Here is a 22,063-nt window from a genome sequence, read left to right as displayed (position 1 = left end):
GCAGGCAGCGGCCGACGCCGGACAGCTCAGCTCGCGCGCACGGCAGCCATGGCACCCACCGTAGGAACGGTGGACACCAGGTGTCATCACCCGGTCTGGGTGAAAGCCACGGAACATCCACGTCCGATGATATGGACAGGCACCACCATCGATGGGGAGGATGCCGGACTGCGGGAGGGCTGGCCGGCGGCGCGGTTTACCGAGCCGAACGAGGACTTCGCCCACCAGCATCAGGACATCCGATGTGCAGGACGGGCAGCAGTTCGGTGACCTGCCGGAGTTCTGCGACTTCGGGTACATCGCCCGGGTGGCCCGGGTCAACGGCGCGGCGCTGTGGTCGCTGGCCCAGGCGCCCGGCACGCCCAAGCGCGCGATCATCGTGACCACCGACCTGACCAACAACACCACGCTGCGCTGGCAGCGCGGCGACGAGCCGGACCTGGCCGGCTACGAGGTGCTGTGGCGGGAGACCACGGCCGCCGAGTGGCAGCGCGTCATCCCGGTCGGTGACGTCACCGAGGTCAGCATCGACCTGTCCAAGGACAACGTCTTCTTCGGCATCCGCGCCGTGGGCCGTGACGGCCTGCGCAGCCCGGTCGCGTTCCCCCGGCCCGGCAGCTGAACGGCGGGCGGCCGGGGCGGTCCCGTTCGACCGTCCCGGTCGTCCCTCGCCGATCTGGCGTCCAACGCCACCGGGCCCGCCGCCCATCCGGCCGGGCGGCCGTTCAGGTGGCCGCCGGTGCGGTGATCGCCCACCGCTCGTGGTCGCGCCACGCGCCGTCGATGAACAGGTAGTCCGGGGAGAAACCCTCCAACCGGAAACCCAGCTTGCGGGCCACCCGCCGGGACGGCTCGTTGCCGGGTTGGATGTTCGCCTCCAGCCGGTGCAGCCCGAGCGCGCTGAACGCGTGGTCGATGACCAGGGCGACGCCCGCCGAGGCGTGCCCGGTGCCGCTGTACGGCTGGAACGCCGCGTACCCGAGGTAGCCGCCGCGCAGCGCGCCCAGCACGATCCCGCTGATGTTCACGTAGCCGGCGATCTCGCCGCTGGCCCGGTCGCAGATCAGGTAGCCGGAGCTGTCCCGGCGGCGGATCCGGCTCAGGTACTGGTCGTACTCCTCCGGGCTGCCCGGCGCGGCCAGCCACGGGTGGTGCAGCTCCCGGCTGCGCCGCACGGCGGCGAGGAACTCGTCCGCGTCGGCAGGCCGGGGTCGGCGGATCGCGGCGGGACCGCCGGTACGCAGGTATCTCACGGCGGACCACTCTGACCGACCCACCCGGGCGCTGTCCAACCGTCGGTCAGCGCATCGTTGTTTCGGTGCTCTCCCTCGGGAGCACCGTGTGCGGCGCGGTGACCATGGCGACGGCCGCGTCCGGCTGGTCGATCCGGGTGGTGACCCGGGCCACGGCCTCCCGGGCGAGAAAGCCGGTGTCGACGGAGACGGTGCTCAGTGTGGGCCGGGAGTACCGGCCCTCCTCGATGTCGCCGATGCCGATCACCGCGACGTCGCCAGGGACACGCAGCCCGGCGTCGAAGGCGGCGCGCATCGCGCCGATCGCGAGGGGGTCGGAGTAGCAGAAGATGGCGTCCGGGCGGCCGGGCCGGGCCAGCAGCGCGCGGGCTGCGCGATAGCCGTCGGCACGGCGGTGGTGCCCCGCGGGCAGCAGGTGACCGGGCACGGGTGCCACGCCGGCCTCGCGCAGCGCGCGGTAGTAGCCGGCCGTGCGCGACCGCGGCACGGCGGCCGACTCCGTCGGGTACGCGCCGATCGCGGCGATCCGCCGGCGGCCGGCGCGCAGCAGGTGCGCGGTCGCGTCCTCCGCGGCCCGGGCGACGTCGACGCTCACCTGGTCGCAGCGCCCGTCCCGGGCCTCGCCGCCGACCAGCACGACGGGACGCCCGGTGGCCGGCAACGCCTCGACCAACTCGGCCGGTGCGACGGGCGCGCTGACCAGCACGCCGTCCACCGGCATCGTGCGGGCAGCGCTCAGCGACGGCGCCGGGCGCTCGTCGTCGGGCCCCATCTGCTCGATGACCACCCGATAGCCCCGGCTCCGGGCGGCGCGGACGACCTCGCGCGCGAGATCATCCGCGTAGGGCACGTCGCTGTCCGGCAGGACCAGAGCGAGCACGCCGGTGCGCCCGGTGCGCAGGGTCCGGGCGAACACGTTCGGCCGGTAGCCCAGCTGGGTGACGGCGGCCTCGACCCGGCGGCGCACGTCGGGGCTCACATGGGGATAGCCGTTGACCACGTTGGAGACCGTCTTCACCGACACATCGGCGAGCCGCGCCACGTCCTTGAGCGTGGAAGCCACGACCCACCCTCCCCCGATGAATGTCACACCATCAAAAGCGTTTCACTGGTGTACTTCCGACCCTCGCAGGCGATTTCACACCTGTCAACGCGCTACGGTGGTGTAAATGGAAGGAGATGGCCGGTGGACGACGACGCCGGGGTGCCGGCCGCCGTGCGGCTCGTCCGGGACTTCGTGAACACCTACGAACCGCAGATCGACGACGAGACGTTGACCAGCCCCGACCGGCTCCGCAACTGGTTCGTCGAACAGGACCTGGTGGCGCGGGACGCGCACCTCGGGCCGGCGGACCTCGACGTGGCCGTGACGGTCCGCGAGGGCCTGCGCGCCATACTGCTCGGCCACGCCGGTCACCACGCCGACCCCACCGCGCTCGACCGGCTCAACCAGGCCCTGGTCGGGGCGCCCGTCGCACTGCGCTTCGCCGACGACGGCCACCGCCTGGTCGCCGCCGGTGACGGTCCCCTGAACCGGGCGCTGGCCGGCCTGGTCGACGCGATCCGCGTGTGCGGCGAGGATGGCACCTGGCCGAGGCTCAAGGTCTGCGCCCGCGACACCTGCCGCTGGGCCTACTACGACGCCTCCCGCAACCAGGCCCGCCGCTGGTGCTCGATGGCCGGCTGCGGCAACTACATCAAGATGAAGCGGGCGTACGCCGTCCGCACCGGCCGCACGTCCCACGGCGGACCGGCGGCCTAGGGAACCAGTTCGCGCGGGGGAACGTCGCCCTCGGCATCGAGGCCCAGGGGTTGACGGCATCGTGCGGCCTGGCACCCCTTGGCACAGCCGAACGGCGTAGCGGCCCGGGCATGATCGACGAACGCGACCCGAGGACGTCGAGCTCAGCCGGCGACCGGGTCAACGCCTCTCATCCGGCCGGACGAACCACGGTGCCAGCCACGCGGTGAGCGCGACGAACGTGATGGCGAGGGCGGTGATGACAGCTTGTCCGATCCGGCCCGGGGTGACACCCGCCGCCGGATCCAGCACGTAGTTGGCGTACCAGTTCGCGGTCGCGTCCGTCGCCAGTACGACGCAGCCCAGCGCCAGTCCGCTTCTCCGACGAGCCGCCAGCAGAAGTGCCGCCAGGGGATCCCACAGAGTCAGGGACCCGAAGTAGAACGTGAGCCCACCAGGCAGGGTGAGCTGCGGCCTCAGTTCAGGCACGAGCAACTGAAGCAGGTGGACCACCGTGCCGTAGGCGAACACCAGCACGGCGACCGACACGGCGAGTCGAACAGCGCGCGGCACGTCACGCCATCGACCAGCGCTCATTCCGCCAGTCTGCCTCAGCCGGGCAACGCCGACCGATCCCGTCAGAGCGGGCTGGGGTACGGCTGCTCCATCGGCATCGGGACCTGAAGGAAGGTGGTGCCGCGCATGTCCAGCCAGGCCCGGTCCGGCCCCCGGACCAGCCGCAGCATCACCGCTTCGCAGGATGGGCAGCGCGCGACCAGTCCCGGGGCGTTCGAGAAGACGTGCAGGCTGGCCATCGAGCCGGTCATGCCGCAGTTCTCGCAGCGGCCCGTCGCGGTGCTCAGGTCGACGGCGAACAGCTCGCGCAGTGGGCCGTCGAGCATGTTGCCGTCCAGGTAGGACATCTCGGTCATCGGGTCTCCTCGACTTGCGGGGCGAGCGGGGCGGTCAGCCGGTGGGGCCGAAGCGTTCGGTCTTGACCCGTCGCGACGGGTGGCCCAGCCCCACCAGCAGGTCGGCCACGGCTTCCACGAACCCGGTCGGGCCACAGACGTAGGTGAGCGGTTCCAGGTCCGGCGGCCAGCCGTGGGTGTTGACGTCGGCCAGCCCGACCCGGTGCGGCTCACCGCGCCACTCGTCGGGCGCCTCGCGGGTGTACACGTACGCCACGTCGAGCCCGAAGTCGTCGCGGACCCGGCGGCGCAGCTCGTCGGCGTAAATCACGTCGTCCGGGGTCCGTACCGAGTAGAGCAGCCGGAACGGCACCTTGCTGCCGGTCGCCCGCCGTGCCCGGATCATCGCCATCAGCGGCACGATGCCGGAACCGCCGGCGAGCAGCTGCACCGGCGCGGTCTCCTCCGGCCTCCAGATGAACCAGCCGCCGAGCGGCCCGCGCACCTCCACCGGGTCGCCGTGGCCGAAGACGTCGATCAGGTACGGCGACACCTCGCCGTCCCTCACCCGCTGCACCGTCACCTCGATCCGCGGGCCGCCCGGACCGTCCACCGCGGGCCCGGCCACCGAGTACGACCGGGCCGCCTGATAACCGTCCGGCGCGGTCAGCCGCAGGTCGACGTGCTGCCCGGGCAGGTGCCCCGGCCACTCCGGCACCTCCAGCACCAGGGTGTGCGCGCTCGGCGTCTCCACCCGGCGCTCCACCAGCCGGCCGACGTGCCAGCGGATGGGAGCCCGCGCCGGTGTGCCGGTCGCGACCGCGCGCTCAGTCACCCTGGTACCGCTGCTCGCGCCACGGGTCGCCGTAGTCGTGGTACCCGGCGGTCTCCCAGAACCCCGGATCGTCCATCGTCTTGAGCCGGATGCCGCGCACCCACTTGGCGGACTTCCAGAAGTACAGGTGCGGCACCAGCAGCCGGGCCGGCCCGCCGTGCTCGGGCGCCAGCGGAGCGCCGTCGAAGGTGTGCGCCACCCACGCCCGGCCGCCGCGCAGGTCGTCCAGCGGCAGGTTGGTGGTGTACCCGCCGTAGGAGTGCGCGAGCGCGAAGTGCGCGCCGGTGTCCACGCCGTCGAGCAGGGTGTCCAGCGAGACGCCCTTCCAGGTGGTGCCGAGCTTGGACCAGTGGGTGACGCAGTGGATGTCGACCATCGGCGTCTCCTGCGGCAGCGCCATCAGCTCCTGCCACGACCACCGGTACTCGGTGCCGTTCTCGGCGGCGATGACGAACTCCCAGGTGTCCAGCGAAACCCGGGGCGTCGGGCCGGCCGAGAGCACCGGGAAGTCCTCGGTCAGGTACTGCCCGGGTGGCAGGGCCGGCTCCTGCGTTCGGGGCCGACCCTGAAAGCCCGGTGACACGATTCCCATTGCACAGTCGTACCACCTGCGGCGGCCGGGGCAAGAGCTTTCCCGCGTACCTCCTCATCGCCCCGGCGCGGCGCGCGCGCTCAGCGCCGCTCCGCGACCACCTCGCGCTCCTCGGGCTGACCGCCCCGAGTGGCGCGCAGGCTGGTCAGCGTGACCACCACCAGCACCCCGATGATCACCCCGAGCGAGGCCAGGGTGGGGATCTGCGGCACGCTCTCCCAGATTCCGTGCGCCCAGTGCAGGCCCAGCTTCAGACCGATGAACGCCAGGATGATGGCCAGGCCGTAGCTGAGGTGCACCAGCCGGCTCAGCGCCGCGTGCAGGACGAAGTAGAGCGCACGCAGACCGAGCAGGGCGAACGCGTTGGTGGCGAAGACCAGGTACGGATCCTCGGTGATGCCGTAGACCGCCGGCACCGAGTCGACCGCGAAGACCACGTCGGTGGCCAGCACCGCGACCACCACCAGGGCGAACGGGGTGAGCGCCCGCTTCGCTCCATGCCGGACGGTCATCCGGGTGCCGTGGTATTCGTCGACCACCGGCATGAACTTGCTCAGCAGCTTCACCGAGCGCATCTTGTTGATGTCGACTTCCTGCTGGTGCCCGGAGAGGGCGTCGCGGAGCAGCTTCACCGCCGTGGCGATGAGGATGATCGCGAAGAGCAGGAAGGCGAAGTCGAGAGTCTGCAACGCCGCCGCGCCGAGAGCGATGAAGACCGCCCGCAGCACCAGCGCGCCGGCGATGCCGTAGAGCAGCACCCGCTGGGCGAGCACCGCCGGCACCGCGAACGCGGCCAGCAGCAGCATGAAGACGAAGAGGTTGTCGACCGAGAGGGACTTCTCCACCAGGTAGCCGGTGAGGTACTGCACGCCCAACTCGGAGCCGTAGCGGGCCCAGATCCAGCCGCCGAACGCCAGTGGCAGGGCTATGTAGAACGCCGACCAGCCGATCGCCTCCCGCATCGACACCTCGTGCGGGCGGCGGGTGACCAGGAAGTCCAGCACCAGCAGCAGCAGCACGCCGGCGATCGTCACCGCCCACAGCGTGGGCGTGCCCACCGACGACAACTCACCGGCAGCGGACAGGTACGACACCTCGGTCATGGGGCCTCCTCGAACACCGTGTCATGTTCGAGGTCTCCTTCACCCACCAGAGATGGGCAACCACCCGAGGCGCGCCGGGCGCGCCGTACTGACCGGAATGGTTCGTGGGAAGTACTCCCCTCGCACGACAAGGTTAGGCCAGGCTCAATCTCGACGCCAAGCGGGACGTCGATGGTTGCCCTGACCAACAGCTGAATATGAGTTGGCGTGTGGTCAGCCGCGACGCAACGTCGCCCCCGGGGCCATCGCCGGCTCGACGAGCCCCCGGTAGTCGCGCGGCAGCTGCGTGACCACGTCGTCGAACTCCCCGCCGGTGATCGCCTCGCGCAGGGTGGTGAAGACCGCCCGGGCGGCATCGCGGGCGGCGGGCTCCTCCACGCCGGCGCGCAGCGCCACCCGGGCCACGAACTCGGCCGCCCCGAACCGGTCCGCCTGCTCCGTGCGCGGGCTCGGTTTGAGCACCAGTTGCAGCGGTCTGGGCAGCTGGGCGGCCAGATCCAGCACCTCGCCGCCGGTCAGCCGCTCGGCGAACGTCTCCAGCACGGCCCGGGTCAGCTCGACCGACCGCTCGGACGGCGCCCGCGTGCGCTGGGAAACCTGGTCGATGAAGGTGTCGTAGTTCATCGCGTACCCCCTCGGGCTGGCATCGGCGCCTGCGGGTACCCGCGACGGCCGGGGGGAAACGGCAGCCGATTCGGCCATCCACCCGGGCGTGACCGAACGGCGAGCGGGTAACCGCCGCCCGTCGTGACCACATCGATGCCCCGAGGGAGCCCCTGCCATGGCGAGCTACGCCGACGTCCTGCAGTACCTGTCGAGCCTGGACTACCCGGCCGAGAAGGACGACGTGGTCCGCGAGGCCGAGCGGGAGGGTGCCCCGCCGGACGTGCTGAAGGCGTTGCGCGCCCTGCCGCCGGTGGACTACGCCAACGGCACCGAGGTGGCGCGGTCGGCCGGCATCGAGGCGGCCCCCGAGGTGGGCCGTTCCCAGCGGGCCGCGCAGACCCGAGACAAGCACAACCGTGTCTCGCAGCACCTGCGCGGCATCTGATCCAACAGTGGTGGCGGCCCGAGTCCTGACGCGGCGCGGATGATCCGCCCGCGTCGGCTGTCCCGGGCCCCGGACGGGCACACCCCGGCCTCGGTGCAGCTCGTCCTGGTGGGGGCGGTCGGCATCATCGCCGGCGGCATCGTCGCCGCGGCGTGGTCGTCGACGCTCGCCCCGCTGGTCGGCTGGGACGCGGCCGCACTGAGTTGGCTGTGGCTGGTCTGGCGCAAGCTCTGGCCGCTGGACGCCGCGCAGACCTCGCGCGTGGCCTCGTACGAGGACCCCAACCGGGCCGTCCGTGACCTGGTGCTGCTGATCGCCTGCCTGGCCAGTCTGCTGGCGGTGGGGCTGGTCCTGGCCAGCGCCCACTCGGCACCGCCCGGGCTGCACCGCGAACTGTCCGGCGGGCTGGGCGTGCTCAGTGTGGTGCTCTCCTGGCTGGTGGTGCACACCGTGTTCGGCGCCCGGTACGCCCGGATCTACTACACCGGCCCGGACGGCGGGGTGAACTTCAATCAGCCCGAGCCGCCCCGCTACTCCGACTTCGCCTACGTGGCGTTCACCATCGGGACGACGTTCCAGGTCTCCGACACGAACCTGACCAGCAACGAGATGCGGCGCACGGTGCTGCGGCACTCGATGGTGTCGTACCTGTTCGGCGCGTTCATCATCGCCGTCACGGTGAATCTGCTGGCCGGTCTGGCCCGCTGAAGACGCCCGACCTGAACCCCGGAGTGGCCACGGGGCGGTGGGCTGCTCGGCGCCGGGACAGGCGGGCGCCCCGGGGCCACGAACCGCGACCGGGGGCGCCACGCAAACCTGCCCAGGCGGTGAACCGCGCCCGAACCGGGTGCGACCACCAGGCGGTGGATGGTCGCCCGAACCGAGCGGCCAGCACTGCCGGGTACAACCATACGACAGAACATCATCCGTACGGTTAGATTTTGGCGAACTGTGGGCCAGGGCACGTCATGGTCAACCGGTCAGCTCCGCGTACCGGTGCTCCAGGTCGACCCGGGCGAGCGCCCCCACCAGCCAGGCCAACCGCTCCGACTCTCCGCTGCCGGCCAACCCGGCCAGGTCGTCGGCGGACCGGCCCAGCCCGAGCCGGCGGGCCGCGGCCAACGCCCGCCGGTCGGCCACCGGGGCGACCTCCCGCCACAACGCCTGCGCCTCGCGTAGGAACAGGTCGACCACCTGGTCGTCCACCCCGGGCAGCTCGGCGAGGAGCTGGCGCTCCCGGGCCGGGTCGTGGTGCGCCAACGCGCGCAACCGGCGCAGGTCACCCCGGTACCGCTCGACAACCGTGCGAGCCAGGTCGCCCAGCCCGTCGGCCAACGCGTCCACGTCGCCGCGCTGGCCGCTGTCGCGCAGCACCCGCACCCGGTCCTGGTGCAGCGAGCGGGCCAACCGGGCGGCGCTGTCCCACCCCTCGTCGCGCAGTGCCCGCGCGCCGTCCAACGCCCGACGGAAGTCGCCACGTCGGGCCAGCAGCACCGCGAGGTAGAGCACCTGGAACAGGCTCGCCGGGTTGTTCGTGACCCGGAAGCCGTACTGCTCGGCGAAGCCCCGTCCGCTGCCGGCGAGCCGGCGGGCCAGGCGCTTCCGGTCCTCCACCGGAGTGATCAATGTGGTCGCCATGCCGGCGACTACCCACGCCGACGTCGGTCACACGCCGACGTGGGGGCACGCCGTGGCCCCCGCCGAGCGCGGTGCGGCCTCAGCCGTGCAGGCCGCCCGTGCGGTCGCGGGCCTTGAGCCGGGTGGTGGGCAGGTCGGGCGCCGGCAGCGGCGGCGCCGGATCGTCGGCGACCACGCCGAAGCGTCGCCCGGCCATCCAGTCCTCCCGAGCCTGCGCGACCTCCTCGTGTGAGCGGCCGACGAAGTTCCACCACATCACCAGCGGCTCGTCGAACGGCGTCCCGCCCAGCAGCAGCAACCGGGCCCCGGTCCCGCCGCGCACGGTCAACTCGCGGCGATTCGAGCCCAGGTAGAGCAGCGCGCCGGGTTCGAACCCGACACCGGCCGCCTCGGCGGAGCCGGACATCGCCAGCAGCGCGTACTCGAAATCGGGCCGCAGCGGCAGCGTGGTCGGCCCCGTGCCGGTCAACTCCAGCTGCACACCGACCAGCGGGGTGTGCACCACCGCCGGGGACCGCTGCCCGGCGAACTCACCGACCAGCAGGGTCATGTCCAGATCGCCGTCGCGCCAGCGCGGCAGGTCCGCGTGGTGCGCGAAGTCCGCCGCTCCAGCCCGCGCCGGGTCCGGCAACGCCACCCAGAGCTGCACGCCGTGCATCACCGGCGGATGGGTGGCCGGGGACCGCTCCGAGTGGGCGATGCCGTGGCCGGAGGTCATCACGTTCAGCTGACCGGGCCGGATCGGCTGGACGTTGCCCAGGCTGTCCCGGTGCAGGATCTCGCCCTCCAACAGCCAGGTCACCGTCTGCAGGCCGCTGTGCGGGTGCGGCGGCACCTCCATGCCGGGCCGCTGCTCGACGTCGTCCGGGCCGAAATGGTCCACGAAGCACCACGCGCCGACCATCCGGCGGGGGCGCTGGGGCAGCAGCCGGCGAACGGTGGTGTATCGGCCCAGCGGCACGTCGTGGCCCGGCAGCAGCACGCTGCCGGGATCTACGTCGGCCACGCCGGGCGGTCGGGTCTCCGCCAGCATTGATTCAGTACGCTCCACCGCCCGACTGTACGCTCGCGCCCACTCGCAGCCGCAGCGCTTCCCGCACGGGGCGGCCCAGGTCACCGGGTGCTGGCACCCACCGTCACGCTGCCGGCTCCCGCCACCAGGTCGAGATAGAGCCGGTCCGCCGACCGGTCCCACCCCGGCGTACCCAGTAGCGTTCCGGCGGCCACCCCGGCCCAGCGTTCCTCGCGCAGCACCACCGAGGCAGCACCGGCTCCCACGCGGACCCGTTCCGGCGGCTCGCCGGGCACCCGGACGTCGAGTTGGCTGGCCCCGCCGGTCAACCGGACCGTCATGGTGCCGGTGACCGGTGGCAGGAGGAGTTCGGTACGGGCCGACCCGCCGGCGAGCTCCAGCCCCAACAGCCGGGCCCGGGTCAGGTCCAGCACCTGGCTGCTCACGCCGCCATCCAGCTGGAGACGCCAACTGACCCGTTCGTTGAGCAACACCCGCACGTCCCTCGCCCCGGACGTACCGGTGGCCACCACGCCGAGCCGGACGGTCTCGCCCAGCACCGCCGGTCGGGCCGTCACGCCCGAGCCGGTCGGGCTGCTGATCCGGTAGAGGTCGTCACCCAGGTCAACGACCCGCAGCTCGAACGAGGACAACCCGTCCGCGAGCACAAAGGTGGCTCGCTGCCGCCCCGCCAACGGCTCCGTCACCGTCTGGCCGGCGGCGCCCGCGCCCTCGTCACCCGGCCCGCCGCCCGCGTCGGGGTCGGCGGCGCCCGCCCGAGGGCCGGCGTCCGATCCCGCATCACCAGGTCGGCCAGCGTCGGGTTGGACGCTGCCGGGGCGGGCATGGTCCGGGAAGGTGCCGTCCGGGCGAGTGCCCTCGGGCCCGGTGCCGTCCGGCCGGGTGCCGTCCGGCCGGGTGCCGTCGGGGCGGACATCGCCGGGGCGGACATCGTCGGGTGCGCTGGAGTAGGACATGCCGAGGCGGTGCGGATCGGCGATGATCACGGCCACCGCGGCGGCGCCGAGGATCAGCACGACGGCCGTGGCGGCCAGCAGCATCCGAGCCCCGATGGGCCAGCCCCGACGTGGGGTGGCGTCACCCGTCGGCTCCGGCTCTGGATCCGACTCCGGCTGGAGATCCGTGCCGTGCCCCACTGCGGCCATGTCCTCGTCCCTCCGCCGGTCCCCGCCGGTGAGTACGTACCTGCCCACCGTTCGGATCACTCAGCGCTGACCGCACCGCTGCCGTGCGTCGCCAAGCCAAGATCTGTTCATGGATATGCCGCTGGCCGGCACCCCAGGTTCGGGGTGCCGGCCAGCGGTCGGTGTCATGCGGTGGGTCAGTTGTTCCAGTGGTGGGCGACCAGGTCGGTGGCCTGCTGTTCCCACTGGGCGTAGGCATCCGGGTAGGCCGAGACCTGCACGGTCTGCGCGGCGTCGGTCAACGCCATGTCCTGCCATCCGTCAACCTGCTTGAGGCCCTTGAGGAACGCGGTCGTGGAGTACTGCGGGTCGGTGATCTGCTCCGGGGTGCCCCAACCCGAGCTCGGGCGCTGCTGGAACAGGCCCAGCGAGTCGTGGTCGTTCATGTCGCCGAGGTGACCCAGGTTCTCCAGCTTCGACTCCTGCAGGCTGGTGGCGATCGAGATGACCGCGGCCCGCTCAGGCAGATCGGCCTTCTTCGTCGCGGCGATGATCGCCTTGACGTTCGCAATCTGCTCGTCGTTCAGGTTGATGTGCGACTGCGCGCCCTGCGCCTTGACCGTCTGCACCGCCACGGCGGCGGGCTTGCCGTCGACGGGGGCGGCGTGGGCGGCGATCGGGCCGGCGAAGACACCACCGGCGAACGCGAGACCAGCAACGGACAACATGCTCTTACGAATGATCGTGTTCATCAGGGGTGAGCTCCTTCAGGGGGTAGACACCCACCACCAGGGGGAACGGCGTGTGGGTGCAAGCACCTCGTCCGGCGCTTTCAACACAGGGGGAAAGTCTTGGGGGTTGGCGGCCGGTAAGCCGGGGGGCCTGCGGCGCCGGGTCCAGCGGCCTACGGGCGGGGCCTCGTGGCGCCGGGACCGTGTGTAACGACCGCCGGGCCGGCGTCATTCCGGGGTTGGCCCATCCGTCGACACCCTGTAGATCAGGTGCTGGTGCGGTCGTTCAGGGAGTCTGCAACGACCGGGCACCCGCGGGCATTCCAACCCGGCCGGGCTGCCATCCCAACCCACAGGGGCGGGGTGGCGGGCCGGTGGTGCTGCGATCGTCAGGGTGTGTAACGACCCCCGGCCGGCCACGATTCCAGCCCACGGGTGCAGCCGGTCACACGTCAGACACTCCGATATCGGACATCCGGCGCGAGATCGGCGAGTGTTCCAGCAGGCCGTCGCCCGAGGGCTCGGCTCGATCCGGAGAGGCTGTCCAATCGGCTGCCCCGGCGCCGGATGGGCCCGGTTCGGGGTTGATCGACTCGATATCGCCGATATCGGGGCATCCGATGGCCGCGGACACCGCAACATCCGCGAGGCCGAGTCGATCAACGCTGCGCGAAGGCGATCCGGGCGAGGTCGTCAACGAGCGGTATACCTCAGAGGCATATGTATGACTCACAGGTATATCGCTCACAACACCAACCGCCCGGAACGGTGGCCTGGCCACATCCACCGCAAAGGCCGGGTCCGGGGGCCGCCAGCCGGATGCCCAGCACAGGGCTCAAGTCGAACGAGGAACCCGACGGCACGGCACCTACCGCGCCCAGCGCAGAAATCAGGGCAAACGACGATCGCCGCCAGGATGAAACCCACCTCCCCTGGCGCGGGCAACAAGACCGACGGCGATCGCCGCCGGCACCGGGGCTTGCCATACCCAGCGCAGGAATCACGACGAACGGCGACCACCGACGGGGTGGGGCCCGCCGTGCCCGGCGCAGGGATCAAGCCTGACCGCCCGGAGCCGGGCACGGCGGGCCCCCCGCACCACACGGACCCGGCACGCCGGTCAAGAGTCGGAAGCACGGTTGGTTCGGAAACGCCGGGATCGCGCAGGTCTGCGCGCCACGGCGGGCCCCTACCGGGCAAACCCGACAACCTCGAGAATCCGGTCAATCAGCGAGGCGTGAGCGGACTTTGGCGGCGCAGGAGTCCAACACCGACCGGGCATCCAGCCCCAGGCTCTCAATCGCCACCAGCGCCGTGAAGGCGACGTCAGCCAGCTCCGCTGCCACGTCCTCGCGGGTGTGCGTGACGCCCTTGCGCGGGTTCTGCCCGAGCAGACCGATCCAGGCCGCCGACGCCTCCCCCGCCTCCTCGGTCAGCTTGAGAATGCGGCAGGTCAGTTCCGTCTGCCCGGTGCCGTTCGCCGCGTCCAACCAGCCGCGCGACGCCCGGGCCGCCTCCCAGATCGACTCGTCCACGACGACCAGTCAACCCGACCCGCCCAACAGGCCGCACAGCCGGGCCGGACAGCCGGGCCGGGCCGACAGGCCAGGTGAGGCGCGGCCAGCGGCGAGCCAGGTGAGGCAGGCGTGGTCGTTCGCCCAGTCGCAGCAGCGGCTGCGGGAGACGATGCGGGACATCCACGCCCGCTGCTGGAGCACGGCCGAGGAGTACGGGCTGCCCGGCAACTACGTGGCCGGGGCGAACATCAAGGGTTCCGGCGGGTGGGCGCGCACGGCCTGGTCTGAATGGCCGGACAGTCGAGCCTGACCGGCCGGTCAACGCAGCCATTGACTCTGATCGACGGCGGTCCTAGGTTCAGGACGCTACCGGCCGGTAGGCAACCGTCCCGCCTGGTCGCCCGCGGGCGACATCCGTCCGATGGGGAGCATCGATGCTGTCCTCACCCGTTCGCACCCTCCGCCGCCTGCTCGCCGCCACCGCGACCCTGACCCTGGCGGTCGGGCTCGCCGGCGCCGCGCCAGCCAGCGCCACCGCCGACCGCGACCCCGGGGGCGGCCAGCCGCTGCCCGGGTACACCATCGAGAACCCGCCGCTGGCGCCGCTGGTCGTGGCCGGCAAGCCAACGACGGTACGTCAGGGCGTGCACCGCCACGCCGGATACATCATCGAGGTCCCCGCCTGGTGGAACGGTGACCTGGTGCTGTGGGCGCACGGCTACCGCGGCCAGGGCACCGTGCTCTCGCCGGAGCCGCCCGGCTTCGGGTTGCGCCAGCGGCTGCTGGAGCAGGGGTACGCCTGGGCGTCGTCCTCGTACGACCGCAACGGCTTCGACATCCGCTCCGGGGTGCTGGGAACAAAGGATCTCGCCGACCACTTCGGACGGACCGTCCGCCGGCCGCACCACACCTACCTCGCCGGGGTGTCGATGGGCGGGTACATCATCGGCCGTTCACTGGAGCAGCACCCCGGCTACTACGACGGCGCGCTGCCCATGTGCGGGGTGCTCGGCGACCAGACGCTGCTCGACTTCTACCTGGACTACAACCTGGTCGCGCAGGCTCTCGCCGAGGTGCCGGCCTATCCCACGCCGGCCGACTATCTGACCAACGCCGTGCCCCGCATCGAGGTGGCGCTCGGCCTGGCCGGGCTCACTCCCACGGGGCCGGACACCACCACCGACCGGGGCAAGCAGCTACGGGCCATCACGGTGAACCGTTCGGGCGGGCCGCGCCCCGGCGCGGACGCCGCGTTCGCGGTCTGGAAGGACTTCCTCTTCTCGATCACCGTGACCAGCAGCGGCGACTCCCCCGCCCAACGACCCGGTCAGCTCTCCACCAACCTGCTCACCCGCTACACCCCGAACAGCCCGGTCAACGTCAACGCCACCGTGCGGCGGGTCGCCCCGGAGAACGTCTGGCAGCGACTCCTGCCGACGCTGACCGAGGTGCCACGGATCGCCGGCCGCCCCACCGCGCCGGTGCTCAGCCTGCACGGCCTCGGTGACCTGTTCGTGCCGTTCAGCATGGAGCAGGCGTACGCCACCGACGTGGCGCGGCACGGCCGCAGCCGGCTGGTGGTGCAGCGGGCCATCCGGGCCACGCAGCACTGCGAGTTCACCCCGGCCGAGGCCGGCGCCGCCTGGGACGACCTGGTGTCCTGGGTACGCACCGGCGCCCGCCCCGCCGGCGACACGGTGACCGACCCGGCGGTGGTGGCCCGTCCCGACTACGGCTGCCGGTTCAGCGACCGGGCCGCGTACGCCGCCGGGGTCGGCACCCGGCGCCTCTACCCCGCCTGCTGAGGTACCGACACGACGACGCCGGCCGGCCCCCTGTTCGGGAGCCGGCCGGCGTCGTGTGTGCGGGTGTCACCAGAGCTGCTGGACGATGTCCGCCGCCTGCTCCTCCCACTGCGCGTACGCGTACGGGAAGGCGGAGACCTGGACGGTCTGCGCGGCGGTGGTCAGCGGCAGGTCCTGCCAGCCGCCGATGTTCTTGAGCGCGTCGAAGAACGCCGTGGCGGCGTACTCCGGGTCGGTGATCTGCTCGGGCGTGCCCCAACCGGACGACGGGCGCTGCTGGAACAGGCCCTGCGAGTCGTGGTCGTTGTACGCGCCGAGGTGGCCGAGGTTGTACAGCTTCGACTCCTGCAGTGAGGTCGCGATGCCGATCACCGCGCCGCGGTCACCGACGCCGGTCTTCTTGGCGGCGTCGACGATGGCCCGGGCGTTGGCGAGCTGCGCGTCGTCGAGCGGGATGCGCGACTGGGCGCCTTCGATGCCGTGCGGAATGAGCTCCTCGCGGCTCGGCTTGCCCGCCGGCGGCTTGCCGGTGGCGGAGCCGGTGGTCAGCCCGGACTCGACGGGCTGGTCCTGCTGGCGTGCCGCGGTGGCGGCCTTGCCGGTGGCGAGCTCGATGGCGGCGACGGCGCCCTGGTGCGGCCCGGAGGTGACCGGGGCGGCGGCCGCTGTCGGCGCGAGTGCCAGGCCACCGAGGGCGGCCACACCCACAACGCTCAGGGCGGTCTTGCGGTACGAGTCCTTAGCGATGGCGGGGAGCCATCGAGTGAAGTCGACCTTCACGATGGTTGCCCTTTCGATCGTGCGGAGCGCTCCGGGGTGAACACTCCTCGGGAGATGACCGCGGAAAGGGTTTGGGCTCCGGCGGTACGGGGGACACAACCAGGTTGACGTGTCGGGCATTCCGGAAATGCCGGTGCCCCACCAGGCTGCGGTCCCGGTCACCTGCGGAATCGGACGGGTCCACCTTTTGGCGCCAAGGGCCCCGCAACGTGACTCAGAGTGGTCATGGCGGCCGTGGGCCACACCCACCCCGCAGCCTTTTCTCTGCTTCAATAGACGCAACAGTCACGGACCGTGCTGACGGGTCGACAACCTCCACAACCGCCCAAAATCGCCTTTTCGCAGTTCAAGGTATGTGTTGCGTCTGTTGAAGCAGAGCAAAGGGCCCGGCCGGGGTGGTGTGGGCGGCTGCGGGCGAGGGTGGCGAGTGCGCCTTAGCTGACCGTCCGTGATTGGCCCGATATCTCACGGCGGGTGAGTTCGAGGCGGCGACGCGGTTTCGGACGATCGAGGCCGTGCGAATCCGGCCGCATCAGCTCACGTGCGGGGTGCCGTACCGGACGAGAACGTGCCAGAGCTGCTTGATGTGCTGCAGGGTGTCGGCGGCGGGCCCCAGATCGGCCCAGCGGGCCGGCTCGGTGATCACCGAGAGCGCACCCCGACCGATCAGGGCCGCGTCCACCGGTTCGCCCGGTGGGGCGAACTCCCGGTGCAGGCGCGCCGCCAACACCGGGATCGCCGGGCCCCGGAACTCCGGGTCAACCTGATCCACCGCCAGCGCGAAACCTTGATGCCACCGCAGCGGGTAGCCGAACCGCTGGGCGATCAACTCCAGTGTCGCGCCAGTCGGCGTGCCGGCGAAGGACGGATCCACCACCAGTTCCTCGACGTCCTCGGCAAGGTCGAGGGTGCCGTGGACCTGCGCCTCCACGTAGTCGTCCAGCGCGCGACCGACGGTGCGCGGACCGGTCGGCACGCTCAGCGAGGTCCGGATCAGGGTGGCGACGTCCGTGCCGGTGCGTCCCAGGCATTCACCGGTGGCGGCAGTGCCGGCGACGAGCCCGGCGAGCACCGCCTCGAAGGCGTCGGCGGTGCCCACCGTACGCGGGCCGAGGTGGCTGTCGCCAAGGCAGAAGGTCGCCCGGGCCAGCACCGCGGGGCGCAGCCGCAGGTGACAGGAGCCGAAGCGAGGGCAGGCGCCGTCCGCGTGGTCGAGCAGGTTCAGACCGCCGTACGTGGGCCGGTCGGCTGGCGTCACGCCGGGCCGCTGGTACGCGCCGTCGAACATTCGCCGTTCCCAGCGGTCCCGGTCGCCGCCGGGGAACGCGGTGAGCCCGCCGTTGGAGATGCCCGTGACGAACTGGCTGCGATACACCCCGTCGTCGGCCAGTGCCGCGGCGACCGTCCGACCGTCGGCGCACAACCGGTCGGGGTGGAAGTTGACGGTCAGCCGAGCATGTTGCACGACCGCGGCGAGCAACTGCTCCGGCCGTTGGCCGACGTCGGCGGTGGCGAGTTCCCGGGCGAGGGCGGCGAGGGCGGCGGGACGCTCTGCCACGGCGATCGACCGGACGTGGGCCAGGGCGGCCGTCTGTGCCGGGGTGAGTGCGACGGCGGGCAGCCCGCCCGGCTCAGTCGTCGCCGTCACGTCCGGTGCCGAAGCCGTCCGTCCCGGCCCGCTCGTCCGGGGTACGCAGCTCCTGGAAGACGGTGATCTGGAGGTCCGCCGGGGCGTCGAGGCGGGAGTTGAGCGAGTGCCAGGGCGTACGGGTGGGTGGCGCGATCTCGCTCGCCCCGGCGGCGACCAGTCGGGCGGTGGTCTCCCGGGCGTCGTCCACCTCGAAGGCCACCCGGATGCGGGGTGCCACCTGCCGGCCCACCTCGACCTCGTCGATCATGCGCTTCTGTGCCGGGTTGGCGATCTCCAGGGTGGCCCGGCCGGCGTCCAGGATCACCACCCGGGCGTCCCCGTCGCCGCTGAACGCCGCCTGCTCGGGCAGGCCGAGCGCGTCGCGGAAGAACGCGACGGCGGCGTCGTGATCGGCCGCCTCCACGACGAGGCGCAGCTGACGGACAGCGGGTGCGGGTTGCTCGGCGGCCATGGGCGGGATTCTAGCGCCGACCGGCGGCACTAGATTGGGACCGACCGACCGTCCGGAAGGGAACGACCATGACCGAAGCCCAGAGCGACGATGCGTACCTGCTGCGCCCGGTCGGCCGGGTCCTCTCGCCGCTGACCGACGCGGCGAGCGCGCCGAGGCAGGGCGACGAGGGCGCGCCGGACGCCTGGCTGGTCTTCGACCCGCAGGTCGAGCGGGCCCTGGGCGATGTACGGGTCGGTGCGGAGCTGCTGGTGCTGACCTGGCTGGACCGGGCTCGACGGGACATCCTGACGGTGCACCCGCGCGGCGACGAGACACGGCCGGAGTCGGGCGTTTTCAGCACCCGCTCCCCACACCGGCCCAACCCGATCGGGCTGCACCGCGTACGGGTGCTGGCGATGGACGGGCTGCGCGTGCGGGTGGCCGACCTAGAGGCGCTGGACGGCACGCCGGTGCTCGACGTCAAGCCGGTGCTGGGCGCGGCCGGCGAGCGTTGAGTCGCCGGCCCCGCCCGGCCAGCCGACCGTGCTCAGTGGCCTCGGGCCAGCCACTCCTGAAGGTGCGGCGCCTCCGCGCCGATCGTGGTGTCGTCGCCGTGCCCGGTGTGCACGACCGTCTCCGACGGCAGGGTGAGCAGCCGGGTGCGGATCGACCGGACGATGGTGTCGAAGTCGCTGTACGAGCGGCCGGTGGCACCTGGGCCCCCGGCGAAGAGCGTGTCGCCGGTGAACACCACGCCCAGCTCCGGCGCGTGGAAGCTGCACGCGCCGGGGCTGTGCCCGGGGGTGTGCAGCACCCGCAGCGTGGTGCCGGCCACGTCGATGCTCTGCCCGTCGTGCAGCTCGCCATTCGGCGGCAGCTGGGGGTGGACCATGTCCCAGAGCACCCGGTCGGCGGTGTGCAACAGCACCGGCGCGCCGGTGGCCTGGGCCAGCTCGGGCGCCACGCGGACGTGGTCGTCGTGCGCGTGGGTGGCCAGGATCGCCCGCACCCGCCGGTCACCCACCACGGCGAGGATCGCGGCCACGTCGTGCGGCGCGTCGAAGACGACGCACTCGCTGTCGTCGCCCAGCACCCAGACGTTGTTGTCGACGTCGAACGTCTGCCCGTCCAGGGAGAACGTGCCGGCGGTGACCGTGTGCTCGACCCGGGCGCTCACGGGAACACCACCACCGAACGGAGCACGTCGCCGTTGTGCATCCGGTCGAACGCGTTCTCGACCTGGTCCAGCGCGATCTCCTCGGTGACGAACGCGTCCAGGTCGAGCCGGCCCTGGAGGTACAGCTCCGTGAGCATCGGGAAGTCCCGGCTGGGCAGGCAGTCGCCGTACCAGCTGGACTTGAGGGCGCCGCCGCGACCGAAGACGTCCAGCAGCGGCAGCTCGATCTTCATCTGCGGGGTCGGCACACCCACCAGCACCACGGTGCCGGCCAGGTCCCGGGCGTAGAACGCCTGCTTCCACGTCTCCGGTCGACCCACCGCGTCGATCACCACGTCGGCGCCGAAGCCGCCGGTGGCGGCGCGGATCGCCTCGACCGGGTCGGTCTCGGAGGCGTTCACGGTGTGCGTGGCGCCGAACCGGCGAGCCCAGTCCAGCTTGCGGGAGTCGGTGTCCACGGCGACGATCGTCGTGGCGCCGGCGAGGGCCGCTCCGGCGACCGCCGCGTCGCCGACGCCACCGCAGCCGATCACCGCGACCGAGTCGCCGCGGGTGACGTTGCCGGTGTTCATCGCCGCACCCAGCCCGGCCATCACCCCGCAGCCCAGCAGCCCCACCGCGGCCGGTCGGGCGGCCGGGTCCACCTTGGTGCACTGTCCGGCGTGCACCAGGGTCTTCTCGGCGAACGCGCCGATGCCCAGGGCCGGTGCGAGCTCGGTGCCGTCGGTGAGGGTCATCCGCTGGCTGGCGTTGTGGGTGTTGAAGCAGTACCAGGGCCGGCCACGGCGGCAGGCCCGACAGACCCCGCAGACCGCCCGCCAGTTGAGCACCACGAAGTCGCCCGGCGCGACGTCGGTGACGCCCTCCCCCACCTGCTCGACGATGCCCGCCGCCTCGTGGCCGAGCAGGAACGGGTAGTCGTCGTTGATGCCACCCTCGCGGTAGTGCAGGTCGGTGTGGCAGACCCCGCAGGACTGAATCCGGACGATCGCCTCACCCGGACCGGGATCGGGCACCACGATGGTGGTGACCTCGACCGGCGCGCCCTTACTGCGGGAGATGACTCCCCGGACTTCCTGGCTCACTTCGCCTCCTGCTGGTGATCTGCGGCGGGCTCGGGTGCCGGGCTGGCGGGTGGCCGGGCCGGGCGGGGAGCCCCTCGCGAACCTACCGCGATCACCAGGGCCGGCCCAGTCGGCCCAACGGGTTATCGCGGGCCTCGGCGGGTACCCGGGCCGCATTCGGACCACGGCCACCGGGAGTGATCATGAAACTCGCGCACCTGCCGCTGCGGGTCAGCATCGGCGCGTACGTCCTCAACTCGGGCCTGAGCAAGCGCAACCTCGAAGGCGAGGCGGCGCAGGGCATGCACGGAATGGCGGTCGCGGCAATGCCGCAGCTCCGCCAGCTGGAACCGGCGCGTTTCGCCAAGCTGCTGTCGTACTCCGAGATGGCCCTGGGGGCGGCGCTGCTCGCCCCGTTCGTGCCAGCCACCCTGGCCGGGCTCGGCCTGACCGCGTTCGGCGCGGGCCTGGTGCAGCTGTACCTGAAGACGCCCGGGATGCGCGAGGCGGGCAGCGTGCGCCCGACCCAGCAGGGCAGCGGGCTGGCCAAGGACGTCTGGCTGGTCGGCGCCGGGCTGACCCTGGTGCTGGAGGGGTTGACCCACAGCCGCCGGCACGACTGATCCGACCGACGGGAGGGTTGGTCCCCCGCGTCAGGCGTGAGCGGGCCGCGCCGGGGTAGCAGGGCCGCCATGACCGACGTGACCGTGGTGGTGGCCACCCGCAACCGACGTGAGCAGCTGCTCGACACGCTGGGCCGGCACACCGCCCCGGTGATCCTGGTGGACAACGGCTCCGACGACGGCACCCCGGCCGCGGTGGCCCGGGCCTTTCCCGCGGTGCGGGTGGTGCGGCTCGACAGGAACGCGGGCGCGGGCGCCGCCCGCAACATCGGCGTCGAGCTGGCCGACACGCCGTTCGTGGCGTTCGCCGACGACGGCTCCTACTGGGCGCCGGGTGCGCTGGAACGGGCCGCCGCGATCCTGCGCGGGCACCCCGGCACCGGCCTGCTCACCGGGCAGGTGCGGGTCGGGCGGGAGCAGCGGCTCGACCCGGTGTCCGCCGCGATGGCCCGCGCGCCCCTGGGCACCCCGCCGGGCGCGCCGGGGCCGTCGGTGCTGGGCTTCCTGGCCTGCGCGGTGGTGCTGCGCCGACGGGCGTTCCAGCAGGTCGGCGGCTTCACCGAGCGGCTGGGGGCGAGGAGGCGCTGCTGGCGATGGACCTGGCCGCGGCCGGCTGGCAGCTGGCGCACGCCGACGACGTGGTGGCCCACCATCTGCCGCTGCCGGCGGGGCGGGACGGGCTGGCCCGGCGGCGGATGGAGACGCGCAACCGGCTGCTCACCGCGCTGCTGCGCCGTCCGGCCGGGGTGGTGCTGCGCACGGCGGCCGCCGTGGCCCGGGACGCCGCCGGCCGGGGCGGGCTGCTCGACGCCGGCCGTGAGCTGGGGTGGGCGCTGCGCGGCCGGCGGCGGTTGCCGGCGGAGGTGGAGGCGGCCCTGCGCACCCTGGCCCGGTGTGAGGCAGGCGAGCCGGTCGCGCCACCGCCGGCCCGAGTGGCCCCGGCCAGCTGATTTCCCCTGCGGCGATCGTTCTCGGGACGGGTGCCGGGCTCGCTATCGTGT

The 22,063-nt window shown here is 72.4% G+C and carries 27 protein-coding genes and 1 pseudogene; 10 read left to right on the top strand and 18 right to left on the bottom strand.

Annotated elements, in window-relative coordinates; translation table 11 throughout:
* Window positions 1-244: 244 nt before the first annotated feature.
* Window positions 245-622, top strand: coding sequence for a hypothetical protein (locus BUS84_RS05955; RefSeq protein WP_244298398.1), 378 nt, complete (start codon window positions 245-247; stop codon window positions 620-622).
* Window positions 623-725: 103 nt separating this feature from the next.
* Here BUS84_RS05955 and BUS84_RS05950 read toward each other — a convergent pair whose 3' ends face one another.
* Both BUS84_RS05950 and BUS84_RS05945 read right to left on the bottom strand, forming a co-directional pair.
* Complete coding sequence (locus BUS84_RS05950) at window positions 726-1,253, bottom strand: GNAT family N-acetyltransferase (RefSeq protein WP_074312180.1); 528 nt, start codon at window positions 1,251-1,253, stop codon at window positions 726-728.
* A gap of 46 nt (window positions 1,254-1,299) precedes the next feature.
* Entirely contained in the window at window positions 1,300-2,316 is a 1,017-nt protein-coding gene (locus BUS84_RS05945; RefSeq protein WP_074309442.1) for a LacI family DNA-binding transcriptional regulator, read from the bottom strand.
* Window positions 2,317-2,439: 123 nt separating this feature from the next.
* Between BUS84_RS05945 and BUS84_RS05940 the strand changes: the two genes are divergently transcribed.
* Window positions 2,440-3,015, top strand: a complete 576-nt coding sequence (locus BUS84_RS05940; protein WP_074309440.1) for a CGNR zinc finger domain-containing protein — start codon at window positions 2,440-2,442, stop codon at window positions 3,013-3,015.
* A 159-nt stretch (window positions 3,016-3,174) separates the two neighbouring features.
* Here BUS84_RS05940 and BUS84_RS05935 read toward each other — a convergent pair whose 3' ends face one another.
* The 6 genes from BUS84_RS05935 to BUS84_RS05910 form a co-directional block, all read right to left on the bottom strand.
* On the bottom strand, window positions 3,175-3,543 hold the full coding sequence (locus tag BUS84_RS05935) for a hypothetical protein (protein WP_244298397.1): 369 nt from the start codon (window positions 3,541-3,543) through the stop codon (window positions 3,175-3,177).
* 89 nt (window positions 3,544-3,632) lie between these two features.
* Window positions 3,633-3,926, bottom strand: a complete 294-nt coding sequence (locus BUS84_RS05930) for a DUF6510 family protein (RefSeq protein WP_074309435.1) — start codon at window positions 3,924-3,926, stop codon at window positions 3,633-3,635.
* 34 nt (window positions 3,927-3,960) lie between these two features.
* Complete coding sequence (locus BUS84_RS05925; RefSeq protein WP_074309433.1) at window positions 3,961-4,740, bottom strand: ferredoxin reductase; 780 nt, start codon at window positions 4,738-4,740, stop codon at window positions 3,961-3,963.
* Window positions 4,733-5,332 (bottom strand): sulfite oxidase-like oxidoreductase, encoded by a 600-nt coding sequence (locus BUS84_RS05920; protein ID WP_074309432.1) that lies wholly within the window; start codon window positions 5,330-5,332, stop codon window positions 4,733-4,735. Before BUS84_RS05920 ends, BUS84_RS05925 begins: the two co-directional genes overlap by 8 nt.
* A gap of 80 nt (window positions 5,333-5,412) precedes the next feature.
* On the bottom strand, window positions 5,413-6,435 hold the full coding sequence (locus BUS84_RS05915) for a TerC/Alx family metal homeostasis membrane protein (RefSeq protein ID WP_074309430.1): 1,023 nt from the start codon (window positions 6,433-6,435) through the stop codon (window positions 5,413-5,415).
* A gap of 213 nt (window positions 6,436-6,648) precedes the next feature.
* Window positions 6,649-7,059, bottom strand: coding sequence for a DUF2267 domain-containing protein (locus BUS84_RS05910; RefSeq protein ID WP_074309428.1), 411 nt, complete (start codon window positions 7,057-7,059; stop codon window positions 6,649-6,651).
* A 157-nt stretch (window positions 7,060-7,216) separates the two neighbouring features.
* Here BUS84_RS05910 and BUS84_RS05905 point away from each other — a divergent pair, with 157 nt between their 5' ends.
* Together BUS84_RS05905 and BUS84_RS05900 are read left to right on the top strand one after the other, a co-directional pair.
* Window positions 7,217-7,486 (top strand): DUF2795 domain-containing protein, encoded by a 270-nt coding sequence (locus BUS84_RS05905; protein ID WP_074309426.1) that lies wholly within the window; start codon window positions 7,217-7,219, stop codon window positions 7,484-7,486.
* Window positions 7,487-7,525: 39 nt separating this feature from the next.
* Window positions 7,526-8,194 carry a DUF1345 domain-containing protein gene (locus BUS84_RS05900; RefSeq protein ID WP_084757247.1) on the top strand — a complete coding sequence of 223 codons (669 nt, stop codon included), beginning with the start codon at window positions 7,526-7,528 and terminating at the stop codon, window positions 8,192-8,194.
* Window positions 8,195-8,458: 264 nt separating this feature from the next.
* On the opposite strand, the gene BUS84_RS05895 is transcribed toward BUS84_RS05900, so the two are convergent.
* The 5 genes from BUS84_RS05895 to BUS84_RS05875 all read right to left on the bottom strand — a co-directional run bounded on the left by BUS84_RS05895 (window position 8,459) and on the right by BUS84_RS05875 (window position 13,547).
* Window positions 8,459-9,124, bottom strand: coding sequence for a hypothetical protein (locus BUS84_RS05895; protein WP_074309423.1), 666 nt, complete (start codon window positions 9,122-9,124; stop codon window positions 8,459-8,461).
* A 79-nt stretch (window positions 9,125-9,203) separates the two neighbouring features.
* Window positions 9,204-10,175 carry a pirin family protein gene (locus tag BUS84_RS05890; RefSeq protein ID WP_074312176.1) on the bottom strand — a complete coding sequence of 324 codons (972 nt, stop codon included), beginning with the start codon at window positions 10,173-10,175 and terminating at the stop codon, window positions 9,204-9,206.
* 62 nt (window positions 10,176-10,237) lie between these two features.
* Window positions 10,238-11,350, bottom strand: a complete 1,113-nt coding sequence (locus tag BUS84_RS05885) for a hypothetical protein (protein WP_143728248.1) — start codon at window positions 11,348-11,350, stop codon at window positions 10,238-10,240.
* A 128-nt stretch (window positions 11,351-11,478) separates the two neighbouring features.
* Entirely contained in the window at window positions 11,479-12,033 is a 555-nt protein-coding gene (locus BUS84_RS05880) for a hypothetical protein (RefSeq protein WP_074309419.1), read from the bottom strand.
* A gap of 1,202 nt (window positions 12,034-13,235) precedes the next feature.
* Window positions 13,236-13,547, bottom strand: coding sequence for a MazG-like family protein (locus tag BUS84_RS05875; protein WP_074309417.1), 312 nt, complete (start codon window positions 13,545-13,547; stop codon window positions 13,236-13,238).
* Between the two features lie 100 nt (window positions 13,548-13,647).
* Between BUS84_RS05875 and BUS84_RS05870 the strand changes: the two genes are divergently transcribed.
* Both BUS84_RS05870 and BUS84_RS05865 read left to right on the top strand, forming a co-directional pair.
* Complete coding sequence (locus tag BUS84_RS05870; protein ID WP_074309415.1) at window positions 13,648-13,839, top strand: hypothetical protein; 192 nt, start codon at window positions 13,648-13,650, stop codon at window positions 13,837-13,839.
* Between the two features lie 124 nt (window positions 13,840-13,963).
* Window positions 13,964-15,334, top strand: coding sequence for an alpha/beta hydrolase (locus BUS84_RS05865; RefSeq protein ID WP_074309413.1), 1,371 nt, complete (start codon window positions 13,964-13,966; stop codon window positions 15,332-15,334).
* Window positions 15,335-15,400: 66 nt separating this feature from the next.
* On the opposite strand, the gene BUS84_RS05860 is transcribed toward BUS84_RS05865, so the two are convergent.
* The 3 genes from BUS84_RS05860 to BUS84_RS05850 form a co-directional block, all read right to left on the bottom strand.
* Window positions 15,401-16,114: a hypothetical protein gene (locus tag BUS84_RS05860; protein ID WP_074309411.1), complete on the bottom strand. Its 714-nt coding sequence runs from the start codon at window positions 16,112-16,114 to the stop codon at window positions 15,401-15,403.
* 532 nt (window positions 16,115-16,646) lie between these two features.
* A complete protein-coding gene (locus BUS84_RS05855; RefSeq protein ID WP_084757245.1) occupies window positions 16,647-17,762 on the bottom strand; it encodes a DUF3626 domain-containing protein in 1,116 nt (371 codons plus the stop codon).
* Window positions 17,746-18,216, bottom strand: coding sequence for a VOC family protein (locus tag BUS84_RS05850; RefSeq protein WP_074309409.1), 471 nt, complete (start codon window positions 18,214-18,216; stop codon window positions 17,746-17,748). Before BUS84_RS05850 ends, BUS84_RS05855 begins: the two co-directional genes overlap by 17 nt.
* A gap of 68 nt (window positions 18,217-18,284) precedes the next feature.
* Between BUS84_RS05850 and tsaA the strand changes: the two genes are divergently transcribed.
* Window positions 18,285-18,713, top strand: a complete 429-nt coding sequence (tsaA, locus tag BUS84_RS05845) for a tRNA (N6-threonylcarbamoyladenosine(37)-N6)-methyltransferase TrmO (protein WP_074309407.1) — start codon at window positions 18,285-18,287, stop codon at window positions 18,711-18,713.
* Window positions 18,714-18,745: 32 nt separating this feature from the next.
* On the opposite strand, the gene BUS84_RS05840 is transcribed toward tsaA, so the two are convergent.
* Window positions 18,746-19,375: an MBL fold metallo-hydrolase gene (locus BUS84_RS05840; protein WP_074309405.1), complete on the bottom strand. Its 630-nt coding sequence runs from the start codon at window positions 19,373-19,375 to the stop codon at window positions 18,746-18,748.
* Window positions 19,372-20,460 carry an S-(hydroxymethyl)mycothiol dehydrogenase gene (locus BUS84_RS05835; protein WP_074309403.1) on the bottom strand — a complete coding sequence of 363 codons (1,089 nt, stop codon included), beginning with the start codon at window positions 20,458-20,460 and terminating at the stop codon, window positions 19,372-19,374. The genes BUS84_RS05840 and BUS84_RS05835 overlap by 4 nt, the downstream gene beginning before the upstream one ends.
* 182 nt (window positions 20,461-20,642) lie before the next feature.
* Here BUS84_RS05835 and BUS84_RS05830 point away from each other — a divergent pair, with 182 nt between their 5' ends.
* The 3 genes and pseudogenes from BUS84_RS05830 to BUS84_RS39615 all read left to right on the top strand — a co-directional run bounded on the left by BUS84_RS05830 (window position 20,643) and on the right by BUS84_RS39615 (window position 22,012).
* Complete coding sequence (locus BUS84_RS05830; protein ID WP_074309401.1) at window positions 20,643-21,062, top strand: hypothetical protein; 420 nt, start codon at window positions 20,643-20,645, stop codon at window positions 21,060-21,062.
* A gap of 69 nt (window positions 21,063-21,131) precedes the next feature.
* Window positions 21,132-21,548: pseudogene (locus BUS84_RS39620) on the top strand (glycosyltransferase family 2 protein); the annotation flags it as partial.
* A gap of 107 nt (window positions 21,549-21,655) precedes the next feature.
* On the top strand, window positions 21,656-22,012 hold the full coding sequence (locus tag BUS84_RS39615) for a hypothetical protein (RefSeq protein WP_244298567.1): 357 nt from the start codon (window positions 21,656-21,658) through the stop codon (window positions 22,010-22,012).
* Window positions 22,013-22,063 lie beyond the last annotated feature (51 nt).

The organism is Micromonospora cremea (assembly GCF_900143515.1).
In the GTDB taxonomy this organism is placed as follows: Bacteria; Actinomycetota; Actinomycetes; order Mycobacteriales; family Micromonosporaceae; genus Micromonospora; species Micromonospora cremea.
Note: the sequence above shows the minus strand (reverse complement) of the source record. Positions and strands in the feature narration are given on the sequence as shown.

What these genes read in the sequence shown, in the direction of transcription:
- BUS84_RS05850 (WP_074309409.1), bottom strand. Translation starts at nt 18,216, where the DNA reads ATGGCCGCCGAGCAACCCGCACCCGCTGTCCGTCAGCTGCGCCTCGTC.
- BUS84_RS05905 (WP_074309426.1), top strand. Translation starts at nt 7,217, where the DNA reads ATGGCGAGCTACGCCGACGTCCTGCAGTACCTGTCGAGCCTGGACTAC.
- tsaA (WP_074309407.1), top strand. Translation starts at nt 18,285, where the DNA reads ATGACCGAAGCCCAGAGCGACGATGCGTACCTGCTGCGCCCGGTCGGC.
- BUS84_RS05900 (WP_084757247.1), top strand. Translation starts at nt 7,526, where the DNA reads ATGATCCGCCCGCGTCGGCTGTCCCGGGCCCCGGACGGGCACACCCCG.
- BUS84_RS39615 (WP_244298567.1), top strand. Translation starts at nt 21,656, where the DNA reads ATGGACCTGGCCGCGGCCGGCTGGCAGCTGGCGCACGCCGACGACGTG.
- BUS84_RS05920 (WP_074309432.1), bottom strand. Translation starts at nt 5,332, where the DNA reads ATGGGAATCGTGTCACCGGGCTTTCAGGGTCGGCCCCGAACGCAGGAG.
- BUS84_RS05865 (WP_074309413.1), top strand. Translation starts at nt 13,964, where the DNA reads ATGCTGTCCTCACCCGTTCGCACCCTCCGCCGCCTGCTCGCCGCCACC.
- BUS84_RS05895 (WP_074309423.1), bottom strand. Translation starts at nt 9,124, where the DNA reads ATGGCGACCACATTGATCACTCCGGTGGAGGACCGGAAGCGCCTGGCC.
- BUS84_RS05830 (WP_074309401.1), top strand. Translation starts at nt 20,643, where the DNA reads ATGAAACTCGCGCACCTGCCGCTGCGGGTCAGCATCGGCGCGTACGTC.
- BUS84_RS05910 (WP_074309428.1), bottom strand. Translation starts at nt 7,059, where the DNA reads ATGAACTACGACACCTTCATCGACCAGGTTTCCCAGCGCACGCGGGCG.
- BUS84_RS05880 (WP_074309419.1), bottom strand. Translation starts at nt 12,033, where the DNA reads ATGAACACGATCATTCGTAAGAGCATGTTGTCCGTTGCTGGTCTCGCG.
- BUS84_RS05915 (WP_074309430.1), bottom strand. Translation starts at nt 6,435, where the DNA reads ATGACCGAGGTGTCGTACCTGTCCGCTGCCGGTGAGTTGTCGTCGGTG.
- BUS84_RS05930 (WP_074309435.1), bottom strand. Translation starts at nt 3,926, where the DNA reads ATGACCGAGATGTCCTACCTGGACGGCAACATGCTCGACGGCCCACTG.